The organism is Bacteroidia bacterium (assembly GCA_039924845.1).
Lineage (GTDB): Bacteria > Bacteroidota > Bacteroidia > DATLTG01 > DATLTG01 > DATLTG01.
The window spans coordinates 1-7,361 of sequence record JBDTAC010000015.1 but is presented as its reverse complement, the minus strand read 5'-3'; the positions used below and the strand labels follow the sequence as shown (position 1 = coordinate 7,361).

Here is a 7,361-nt window from a genome sequence, read left to right as displayed (position 1 = left end):
GGAAGCTAAAATGAAATGAGAAATCCAAGCCTTGAATTTTTCTTTGCTTCTTTCTTTTGTTTGTAAGACAAAAGTAAAGAAGAAGTAAAAATAATTCTAAGAGATATTTCCTTTTACATTCTTTTTTCAAGTCAAAAGAACATAAGAGAATTTATTTTTTATTATCTTTTTGGCTTAACCCAAAAAGAAACAAAAAACTCAAGAAAACGTTATCGGCTCACGCACATGCAGGCTCAGCCCCCGCTACCTTTTCCGGCTCGCGCTCCGCTTTGAAAAAATATTTTTCCGGCATCGAATTTCGAATAAAATTTTAGCAAAATGAAAGCGTGATGAATTCGGGATTTCAGAGCGTATGCGAGGAAATCACCCGATGAATAGCTTTCAGGAAGCTAAAATGAAATGAGAAATCCAAGCCTTGAATTTTTCTTTGCTTCTTTCTTTTGTTTGTAAGACAAAAGTAAAGAAGAAGAGAAATTAAGAATAAAATCATTATTTTATTGAACCAAATCGGCAAGATACCGATTAATAAAAACGTAGCGAGACGCTACGCTTAACGCAGATGAAAAATGCAAACATTTCTCTGAACATAAATTTATCTCAATATCCAAGCGGAATATATTTCGCACAAATTCTTACTTCTCATGGAATAGAGAATAAGAAAATTCTGATTCAGAAATAAACTTTCAATTACAATTATTCCGAAAACAGATTTGAAAAAATAATTTTTCAAATCTGTTTTTTTCATAGGAACACATGGCGGAGATTTCTTTTTTAATACTTTTTTATTCGACAGTTTCTTTTATGCCCAAATAAAATTTAAGGTACTCACCAAAGTAAAAGCCTAATAAATATTTCTTATTTTTGAAAGCGAAATAATTAAAATAATTGTTTCGCTTTTTTTGTGCTTAACTTGAAAAGTTAAATGGGAAATTTCGGTTACTCCGTATAGTAGGCATTATTAAATACATGACTAAAAGACGCTATTCAATTTCAAATATTATACTAATTCTAATAGGAGCAATCTTGGTATTTGAATTAATCCGAGATTCGATGAGAGAAGGTGATTTTATTGGATATGTTACAGCTGGGAACGCAGTATTACATCATCAAAATATATACTCCGACTATCTTAATACTTGGCCTCCATTCTTTTCTGTCTTTAGCGTTTTATTAGCAATTGGAGATCACCTTAGCAGCTTTTTTATCCGATTTATATGGCTATTTGGCAGCATTATTTCCATGTATTATATTGTTAAAAAGTCAGTTGAAATGATCTTCAAAAAGCCATTGGTTTATATGCGAGGGGATAATGGTATTATAATTCAAGATTTGCTTATAATCATCCCTCTTTTAATTATATTACGATTCATTATGGATAATCTTGCCAATGTCCAAATCAATATATTTATTCTTTTATGTGCCTTACTATGCATTACATTCTTTATAAAAAAAAAGTTCGTTTGGGTAGGTTTTTTGTTAGGCTTAATAATATCACTTAAAGTGTATCCCCTATTTTTTCTCTTTTATTTTTTATATAAACGAGAATTTAAACCTGTGATATGGACCATTCTATTTCTTTTACTATTCAATTCTATTTGCATCCTTGTATTTGGCTTTGAACAAGCCGCTCAATATTATCAACATTGGATTAGTGATGTTGCTCCTCATTCTTATTTAGCCAATCACAAGAACCAATCTATTTTTGGTGCGCTCCTTAGGCTTTTTACTTCTGAAGACGCTGGTCATAATCTGTTTGTAAATATTCTTAATGTAAAACCATATATAATTAAAGGTATTACTTATGTAGTAATAATTGTTGCGTCTATACTTCCTGCATTTCTGTTCAGAAAAAAACTAAAGGAAACAAGTAACCTCAATGCCATTTTAGAATATTCCTTAATATTTACCGCTATTCCCCTTTTATCTCCCGTCTCATGGAAAGCTTATTTTATCTTTCTTTGGATTCCGTATCTTCTTTTGTATGCTATTTTATTTAGAGTAAATACTCAACTAAAAAAAACAACTTTAAATTTACTGAAGTATTTATTCGTGTTGTCCGTTATTCTCAACGTGTGTTCGACAGCAGGAATAGTTGGAAGCCATTTTTCTTGTCTAATGGAAGCATATTCGGCTATTACTTTTGGAACCATACTACTTTTATGTATTCAGCTGTTTGTTGTTATCAGAATAGAAAAATTTGATTTAGGAACCATACTATTTGAAACTCCGCCTAACAAAAAATAAAATCCATTAAATTCGATACTTATTCCGACTGGATTCCTTTGTTTAAAGTGAATTTCTTCAATTGAAAACACTTTTTAATTCGCACCATTGAGGAAGGCGAAAACGTCATTGACATCGTATCCAAAAATCCGGTTGTTTTATTTTCTTTATTTATGATAATCTAAAAAATCACTAAATAAATAATTGAAGATGCCATCCAACAAAGCTACGCAATACAAAAAAATTCATTCGATGGCTGAAACAATAAAATACGTAGATTTGACGCTTCAAAAAAATAATTTTTCAAACACAAAAAACATGACAAAAGAAGTATATATCGTATCTGCTGTACGCACGCCAATTGGTAGTTTCGGTGGAAGTTTAGCAAGTATTCCTGCCACTAAATTGGGCGCTATCGTTATTAAAAAAGCACTCGAAAAAATAAAATTAGATCCCAAAGAAGTTACCGAAGTGTATATGGGAAATGTATTACAAGCCAGTATTGGTCAGGCTCCTGCGCGACAAGCAGCTATTTTTGCAGGCTTGCCAAATACGGTTCATTGCACCACCATTAATAAAGTATGCGCATCTGGAATGAAATCGGTGATGTTGGCTACGCAAAGTATTTTGTTGGGCGATAACGATATAGTGGTGGCTGGCGGAATGGAAAATATGAGTCAGGTGCCGTATTATTTAGACAATGCCCGAAATGGTTATAGATTGGGAAACGGAGTTGTTGTTGATGGTTTGGTGAAAGATGGATTAACGGATGTGTACAACAATTATCACATGGGAAATGCCGCTGAATTATGTGCAAAAGAATGCCATATTTCGCGTGAAGACCAAGACGCTTTCGCGATAGAATCTTACAAACGTTCTGCTGCTGCTTGGGCAGCTGGGAAATATAATGAAGAAGTTGTTCCAGTTGAAATTCCTCAGAAGAAAGGCGATCCGATTGTTTTTAAAGAGGACGAAGAATATAAAAATGTGAAATTTGATAAAATTCCGGAGTTGAAACCTGTTTTCCAAAAAGAAGGAACAGTAACTGCTGCCAATGCTTCTACGTTGAATGATGGCGCTGCAGCTTTGGTATTGATGAGCAAAGAAAAAGCAGAACAATTGGGCATCAAACCTTTGGCAATTATTAGGGGATATGCGGATGCCGAACAAGCTCCAGAATGGTTCACTACTGCGCCAGCTAAAGCCTTGCCGAGAGCAATCGCGAAAGCAAAATTAAACATTTCCGACATTCAATATTTTGAAATCAACGAAGCGTTTTCTGTCGTTTCACTGGCAAATAATAAAGAATTAAAATTAGATGCTTCTAAAGTAAATGTCAATGGTGGTGCGGTTTCTTTAGGACATCCGCTGGGTTGTTCTGGTGCGCGAATTTTAGTTACGCTTATCAATGTGTTGAAACAAAACAAAGCAAAATACGGTGCTGCCGGAATTTGTAATGGCGGCGGCGGCGCCAGTGCCATGGTGATTGAAGTTGTTTAAGGTTTCAAGTTTATTGTTTCATGTTTCAAAAATATATTTTTTATGGCAACAATAAAACGATATGAAGAACTCGAAATTTGGAAAAAAGCAAGAATATTGTGCCAGAATATTTTTCAAATAATTCATACCGATAATTTTCAAAAAGACAGAAAATTACTGGATCAAATAAATGCATCCAGCGGTTCTGTAATGGATAATATTGCCGAAGGTTTTGAGCGTGATAGTAAAAATGAGTTTAGACAATTTTTAAGTATAGCGAAAGGTTCGTGCGGAGAAGTACGTTCTCCACTTTACAGAGCATTTGATAGAAAATATTTATCTGACGAAAAATTTGAAGAGTTGCGTAGTTTTTCGGAAGAAATAAGTAAACAATTAAGTGCTTTGATAACTTATCTAAATAAGTCGGACATTAAAGGAATTAAGTATAAAACTTGAAACTAAAAACAATAAACCTGAAACCATAGGAATGTTCGGAATTTGTACCTTAAGCATTGTTCCTTGCCGCAAAGAACCTGCACATCGCAGCGAAATGGTAACGCAACTTTTGTTTGGCGAACATTTTAGTATTCTCGAAAAAAAAAATTCTTGGTGCCGAATTAAAATCGCGCACGATGCTTACGAATGTTGGGTGGAACAAAAACAAATTACCGAAATCAGCGAAAAAAGTTTTTTGTTGTTGAATAAAACGCCTGCGAATTTTGCGCTTGATTTGGTTCAAATTGTTTCCGCACAAAATCCTGAAATGCTTTTTCCAATTGTTATCGGAAGTATTCTGCCTTCCTTGAAAAATAAAGATTTTAGTATCGAGAAAAATAAATTTTCGTACGAAGGTCAAGCCAAAAAAATCATCAAATTTTCTAAGAATTCAATAGTTGAAAATGCCTATCTTTTTCTGAATACGCCTTATTTGTGGGGCGGACGATCGCCTTTCGGGATTGATTGTTCGGGATTTACGCAAATCGTTTATCGCTTAAGCGGAATGAATTTACAGCGAGATGCACATCAACAAGCTACTCAAGGCGAAACACTTAATTTTGTAGAAGAAGCAGAGTCCGGAGATTTGGCTTTTTTTGATAATGAAGACGGAAAAATTATTCATGTCGGCATTGTACTTCCTGAAAATAAAATCATTCACGCTTCTGGAAAGGTGCGCGTGGATACGCTCGATCATTACGGTATTTTTAATGTTGCCGAAAAAAAATATTCGCATACGTTGCGTTTATTGAAACGAATGGATTAGAATTTTTATCAAAAAAAGTCTCTGGAAAAATATTTTTTCGAATAGTATTTTTCGTCTTCAAAAAAATATTTTTTCAACCCCGTTTTTTCAAATCTTTTTAACTCTACGCAAAGATGGTATCTTTGCGAAATGATTCCGCTCAAATACAAATTAGTATTTCTTTCCGTTTTAAGCGGATTATTACTCGCTTTAGCTTGGCCCACGTATGGTTTCGCGCCATTGTTGTTTGTAGGGTTTGTTCCATTGTTGGCGCTCGAAAAAATAATTTTTCAAAACCAAAATCGCTATAAAAACATACACGTTTTTTTATACGCTTATTTAGCATTTATTATTTGGAACGTAATTGCAACTTGGTGGGTGGTGGAAGCCTCACTAATTGGCGGAATTATGGCGATGGTTTGCAACACGTTGTTGATGTCGTTGGTGTTTATGCTGTTTCACATTACGCGGAAAAGAACAAATGAAATTACCGGTTATTTTGCGCTTGTTTCGTACTGGATTTCCTTCGAATACATTCATTTGAATTGGGATTTGAGTTGGCCTTGGCTAACGCTCGGAAATGGATTTTCATCGTATTATAAATGGATTCAATGGTATGAATTTACAGGAGTTTTTGGTGGCGGCTTGTGGATTTTAATTGTCAATATTTTTATTTTTATCATCATCAAAAAGATATTTTTTGAGAAAAAAAATTGGCAACAACAATGGAAAAGAATAGTCTTTATTCTCGCGCTAATTGCAATTCCTATTGTAATTTCTTTGCATCGTTATAATACGTATCAAGAAACAAAGAATCCAGTAAATGTTACTATGGTTCAGCCAAACGTGGATCCGTATACCGAAAAATTTAATGGTAATTTTCAGGAGCAAGTACAAAAAATGTTGACGCTCGGAAAAACAAAAATTGATACCAACACAGATTATTTAGTATTTCCGGAAACCGCACTAACAGAGGATATTTGGGAAAGAGAATTTCAAAATTCGTTTAGTATTTCCGCCATAAAAATATTTTTACGAAATTATCCGCACTTAAAAATTGTGATCGGAGCCACTACCAATCGTGCTTATAATAAAGGTGATACCATTTCGGCAACGGCTCGTAAATTTACGGATTCTGATCAATATTACGATTCGTACAATACCGCGCTGCAATTGGATAATTCTGCCAGTATTCAAGTATATCATAAATCAAAATTAGTTCCCGGTGTGGAAAAAATGCCTTTTCCTGCATTGATGAAACCTTTCGAAAAATTAGCCATTAATTTAGGCGGAACAACCGGAAGTTTAGGTGTTCAAAACGAACGCTCTGTTTTTTATGCACGCGATAAAAAAGCGATTGTGGCACCCGTTATTTGTTACGAATCTATTTACGGAGAATTTGTAGGAGGCTATATTCTCAAAGGTGCGAACTTGATCTTTATCATCACAAACGATGGTTGGTGGGGAAATACGCAAGGTTATCAGCAACACAAAACCTACGCCAGTTTGCGCGCCATTGAAACACGCAGAGATATTGCACGCTGCGCCAATACAGGCACTTCGTGTTTTCTGAATCAACGAGGTGATATTTCTCAAGCAACTGATTGGTGGCAACCAGCGGTGATACAAGGTGTAGTAAATACTAATTCTGTTATTACGTTTTACTCGGAACACGGCGATTACATTGCACATTTATTGATGTATTGCGCCGCTATTTTAGTGTTGTTTACCGTTTTCGGAAAATTATTCTGGAAAAAAAAAATTGAATAAATAAGGTCCCGAAAAATTATTTTTTTGAAACCAAAAGCTTGTACCATTAAATTGAATGGTTATCGAATGCAACATTTGTGAAACCATTTTGCGTAAGCCAAAAGGTTTCGTCCTGAAAAAAAACTGCTATTTTAATTTCTCCTCTCGGAGAAGTATAAAATATAATTTCGTTTGGTTGGGAATTCTTTTTTTTACTCATTCTACTATACTTTTAAAAATCCCAACTCATACTAAGCATCTTTCACATCTTCTTCGCTGGTGGCTTCTTGTAATTTTTTAAAAAGTGTCATAAATTAGTTCAATTTCTATTTTAATAAATTCACATTTTCGTTCTCTTCAAAATAAATCATTTTTTCATTTCAAATTGGTATCGAGAAATGGCAAATTGACTCATGTGGTAAATTTACAATTCTTGTTTGATTTTTATCCTTTTAGTTATTTTTTAGATCCGATTCTTTTTTCTGCCAATGAAATGGCACTATTTACACGTTTTCATTTGGGTTGATTTTAGATAAATCATCCATTTTTCGGCAATCCTCGTCGTTTTTATTGTATAGATAATTGAGTTGAAACGGAGTAAAGTTTACCTGAACGTGAGGCACGTTTACCTCATCGTATGACACGTTTACCTGAACGTGAGGCACGTTTA

General features: G+C 34.2%; 5 protein-coding genes. All 5 read left to right on the top strand.

Annotated features, from left to right (window positions below):
* Positions 1-966 precede the first annotated feature (966 nt).
* Positions 967-2,244: a glycosyltransferase family 87 protein gene (locus ABIZ51_01965; protein MEO7087541.1), complete on the top strand. Its 1,278-nt coding sequence runs from the start codon at positions 967-969 to the stop codon at positions 2,242-2,244.
* 297 nt (positions 2,245-2,541) lie between these two features.
* The gene (locus ABIZ51_01960) at positions 2,542-3,723 is read left to right on the top strand and encodes an acetyl-CoA C-acyltransferase (protein MEO7087540.1); all 1,182 of its coding nucleotides are present in this window, start codon (positions 2,542-2,544) and stop codon (positions 3,721-3,723) included.
* 42 nt (positions 3,724-3,765) lie between these two features.
* Positions 3,766-4,158 carry a four helix bundle protein gene (locus tag ABIZ51_01955; GenBank protein ID MEO7087539.1) on the top strand — a complete coding sequence of 131 codons (393 nt, stop codon included), beginning with the start codon at positions 3,766-3,768 and terminating at the stop codon, positions 4,156-4,158.
* 31 nt (positions 4,159-4,189) lie between these two features.
* Positions 4,190-4,963: a C40 family peptidase gene (locus ABIZ51_01950; GenBank protein ID MEO7087538.1), complete on the top strand. Its 774-nt coding sequence runs from the start codon at positions 4,190-4,192 to the stop codon at positions 4,961-4,963.
* A 129-nt stretch (positions 4,964-5,092) separates the two neighbouring features.
* On the top strand, positions 5,093-6,712 hold the full coding sequence (lnt, locus tag ABIZ51_01945) for an apolipoprotein N-acyltransferase (protein ID MEO7087537.1): 1,620 nt from the start codon (positions 5,093-5,095) through the stop codon (positions 6,710-6,712).
* Positions 6,713-7,361 lie beyond the last annotated feature (649 nt).

What these genes read in the sequence shown, in the direction of transcription:
- ABIZ51_01960 (MEO7087540.1), top strand. Translation starts at nt 2,542, where the DNA reads ATGACAAAAGAAGTATATATCGTATCTGCTGTACGCACGCCAATTGGT.
- ABIZ51_01965 (MEO7087541.1), top strand. Translation starts at nt 967, where the DNA reads ATGACTAAAAGACGCTATTCAATTTCAAATATTATACTAATTCTAATA.
- lnt (MEO7087537.1), top strand. Translation starts at nt 5,093, where the DNA reads ATGATTCCGCTCAAATACAAATTAGTATTTCTTTCCGTTTTAAGCGGA.
- ABIZ51_01950 (MEO7087538.1), top strand. Translation starts at nt 4,190, where the DNA reads ATGTTCGGAATTTGTACCTTAAGCATTGTTCCTTGCCGCAAAGAACCT.
- ABIZ51_01955 (MEO7087539.1), top strand. Translation starts at nt 3,766, where the DNA reads ATGGCAACAATAAAACGATATGAAGAACTCGAAATTTGGAAAAAAGCA.